4 protein-coding genes are annotated in these 3,063 nt (G+C 62.4%); 2 read left to right on the top strand and 2 right to left on the bottom strand.

What is annotated here, in order from left to right; translation table 11 throughout:
- Positions 1-248: 248 nt before the first annotated feature.
- Positions 249-872 (bottom strand): class I SAM-dependent methyltransferase, encoded by a 624-nt coding sequence (locus IV091_RS06095; RefSeq protein WP_293466491.1) that lies wholly within the window; start codon positions 870-872, stop codon positions 249-251.
- Positions 873-1,035: 163 nt separating this feature from the next.
- On the opposite strand from IV091_RS06095, the gene IV091_RS06090 reads away from it, so the two are divergent.
- Both IV091_RS06090 and IV091_RS06085 read left to right on the top strand, forming a co-directional pair.
- The gene (locus IV091_RS06090) at positions 1,036-1,416 is read left to right on the top strand and encodes a SirB2 family protein (RefSeq protein ID WP_293466488.1); all 381 of its coding nucleotides are present in this window, start codon (positions 1,036-1,038) and stop codon (positions 1,414-1,416) included.
- Between the two features lie 314 nt (positions 1,417-1,730).
- Positions 1,731-2,348, top strand: coding sequence for a hypothetical protein (locus IV091_RS06085; protein WP_293466485.1), 618 nt, complete (start codon positions 1,731-1,733; stop codon positions 2,346-2,348).
- A gap of 124 nt (positions 2,349-2,472) precedes the next feature.
- Here IV091_RS06085 and IV091_RS06080 read toward each other — a convergent pair.
- The coding region (locus IV091_RS06080; RefSeq protein WP_293466482.1) for a c-type cytochrome at positions 2,473-3,063 on the bottom strand (591 nt) is incomplete at its 5' end.

Raw genomic sequence — 3,063 nt, 5'->3', positions numbered from 1 at the left:
TCGCCTTTTCTTTGGGTACTTTCTTTTGGCGACGCAAAAGTAAAGTGCCTCGCCCACCGGGCGAGACCGGCCAGCCCAACTCAGCAAAGACAACCCAAGATAGAACAAGCACCAGCCCTCACCAAAGCGACTGCCCAATCCCAAGGCGCCCTCCCCCCGCAAACCCAATGCTGGCGCGGGTCTGGCCGCTTATGAACAGGATTGTCCACAAGGTGACCCACAGGAAGCGGGGGTAAGTCGCGGCGCATTTAAACGGGCAAGGTCTCGCCCCAGTAGTGAAACGTGAAAGGCCTTGGGCCCGGCAGGTAGCGGGTGTGCAGGTTCGCCAGGCCAAAACCGGCTTCCTGCAGCAGCGCCGGAATGTCGCGCCCCAGGTGGCAGCCGCCGGCCAGCTTGCCCCACAGCGGTTGCAACCGGTCTTGCCAGCGCCGCACCGACTCATCGGGCGCGCGGCCATGCTCGCAAAACAGCAACTGCCCGCCGGGCGCCAGCACACGTCGCATTTCGCGCAGCGCCGCCAGCGGGTCGGGAATGGTGCACAGCGTGTAGGTGACCAGCACCGTGTCAAAGCTGGCGTCGGGCCGGGGAATCTGTTCGGCCGACAGCGCCAGCAGTTCCACCTCCAGACCGGCCTCGGCGATGCGCTCGCGCGCCCGCGGGTGCAGTTGCAGGGCCGGGTCCAGCCCGGTGATGCGGGTCACGCGGGCCCGGTCGTACCACGGCATGTTCAACCCCGTGCCAATGCCGACTTCCAGCACCCGGCCGCGCGCCAGCGGCACGATCAGCTGGCGCTGGCGGCTGACCATGGGCAAGCCGCAGGCAAAGTCCAGCGCCGGTGGGAGGATGTAGCGGTCGTACCAGGAGGGGGTCATGATGTTCCTTTAACTTTCATACCAAAATTGGGTTGCATCGTACCCATATCGGTTTTTTTTGCGACAAGCCTGCAGGCCGTTGGCCAGAGGCCTTGCCCTTTCACCCGCTTTTAGAATGGCCGCTCGTTCAAACCCAATCACGCCCCTCACAACAAACAGCCCCGTGAACTACCTCGCCATCAAGCATCTCCATATTACTTGCGCCGCCATCAGCGGCAGTTTCTTTCTGCTGCGCGGGCTCTGGATGCTGACGGGATCGCCGCTGCTGCAGCGGCGCTGGGTCAGGGTCGTGCCACATGTGGTGGACACGCTGCTGCTGGCCACGGCGCTGGTGCTGGTGTTCTGGAGCGGCCAGTACCCGTTTGTGCAGCCGTGGCTGACGGCCAAGATGCTGGCCCTGGTCGCCTACATCGTGCTGGGCACGGTGGCGCTCAAGCGCGGCAAGACGCAAGGCGTGCGGACGTTTGCGCTGGTGGCCGCGCTGGCCACCTTGGCCTATATCGTCGTGGTGGCGCTGACCCGGCAAGCGCTGCCGGGGTTTTAGCGTCTTCTTTTTCGCAGTGTGCATTGCCACAAATATTGCGGCGCTTCAGCGCGGCCATGGATGGCGTTACAAAAAATGCATCCGGACGCCCCTGTAGTCGCGAGGTAAATACCCGGTAAATGTCTGTTTTCCTTACACGGCGTTCACAAATGCAGGTCAACAATGATTTCACTGAGTCACGGTGCCTTTCTGGAAAAGCAAGCGATTCAGGGGGCAGCGCCAACCGTTGTTTGCAAAAGCTGGAATTCATTTCATCGGCTGCAAATGACCCAAGGGGTTGTTGTCCAGCTCATCCACAAAGTAGGAGAACCCTTATGAAATCGAAACTCTTGACCGCATCTTTATTGGCATCGGCCCTGTTCGCCGGACTGGGCATGTCCCCGGCCATGGCCCAAGGCACCAATACGCCCCAGATTGACCAGGCGCAGCAGGCCATCATCGCCCGTATCCAGCAAGGCATGGCTTCCGGCCACATCACGCCTTCGGAAGCCCAGGCGCTGTACCGGCGCGAGCGCGAAATTTCGGTACGCGAAAGCCAGTACAAGGCCAACGGCAATGCCACGCCGCCAGAGCGTGCGCAACTCAGGGCCGACCTGGACGCTCTGAGCGCCGAAGTTGAACGCATGATGAGCAACCGCGACGTGGTGCAACCTGGCTATGCGGGCAATGCTGCAAACACGCCCGGCATCGACAACCGCGAATACCAGATCAGCCAGCGCATTGACGAGGGCGTTCGCGCAGGCCAGATCAACCAGCGTGAGGCGCGCAGGCTGCATCGCCGGGAGCGGGAGATTGCACGCCAAGAGGCCCAATTCAAGTCGGATGGTGTCGTGACCCAGCAAGAGCGCCGCCAGTTGCGCAATGAACTCACGGCGCTGCGCTACGAAGTGGAGCGCTTGATGCGTGACGACCGCCGTGGCGGCCGGAACTAACAACACGGCAGGCGCCCAAAGCGCCTGAGTGGTGCTGGCAGCAAGCCAGGCCGTTCAGCCCTTCGGGGCTGGCTGCCTGGCTTTTTGATGGGCGGCTCTTTAGCGCTGGCAGCCCCATGGGGGGTCAAGGCGCTTGCTTGCTCCCCAGGACACGGCCATTGACGGTCAGACCGTACATCGAGTCTTCGGTGTCATGGAAGGCCTTGCGGGTGGCGGCAACCGACCCCTTGAACCGCGGGTCTTGCGGGCGCTCGTGGCTGTTCATGAACAGGGCCACGTCCCAGGCCTCTTGTTCAGTCAGTGTTCCACCCTTGCCCAGGGGCATGTTGGCCTGGATAAAACCGCTGGCATTGGCCAGCTGGTGCATGCCGGCGCCCCAGTTGAAGGACTGGGGGCCCCAGAGCGGCGGAAAGACCTGCTTGTCGCCAGCGCGCTGGCCCAGGCCATCGGCGCCATGGCACAGCGCGCAATTCTGTGTATACACCTTTTCGCCGCGTACATAGTCGGCGGGAATGGCGGGTTTTTTGAGTTTTGGGTAGCCGCTGCCTGGCATGGGCGTGCCCACAGGCGCGCCTTTGGCAAGCCAGAAAGCGTAGCTTTGCAGTGCCGTGATGATCTCGTCATCGGCCTTAGGTGCCTTGCCGTTCATGCTGTAGACAAAGCAGCCCTGGATGCGTGAGGCCAGCGTGTCGACCTGGCCGGTCTTGCTGCGAAA

The sequence above is a fragment of the Polaromonas sp. genome (assembly GCF_018780625.1).
Classification (GTDB): Bacteria; Pseudomonadota; Gammaproteobacteria; order Burkholderiales; family Burkholderiaceae_C; genus Polaromonas.
Note: the sequence above shows the minus strand (reverse complement) of the source record. Positions and strands in the feature narration are given on the sequence as shown.

What these genes read in the sequence shown, in the direction of transcription:
- IV091_RS06095 (WP_293466491.1), bottom strand. Translation starts at nt 872, where the DNA reads ATGACCCCCTCCTGGTACGACCGCTACATCCTCCCACCGGCGCTGGAC.
- IV091_RS06085 (WP_293466485.1), top strand. Translation starts at nt 1,731, where the DNA reads ATGAAATCGAAACTCTTGACCGCATCTTTATTGGCATCGGCCCTGTTC.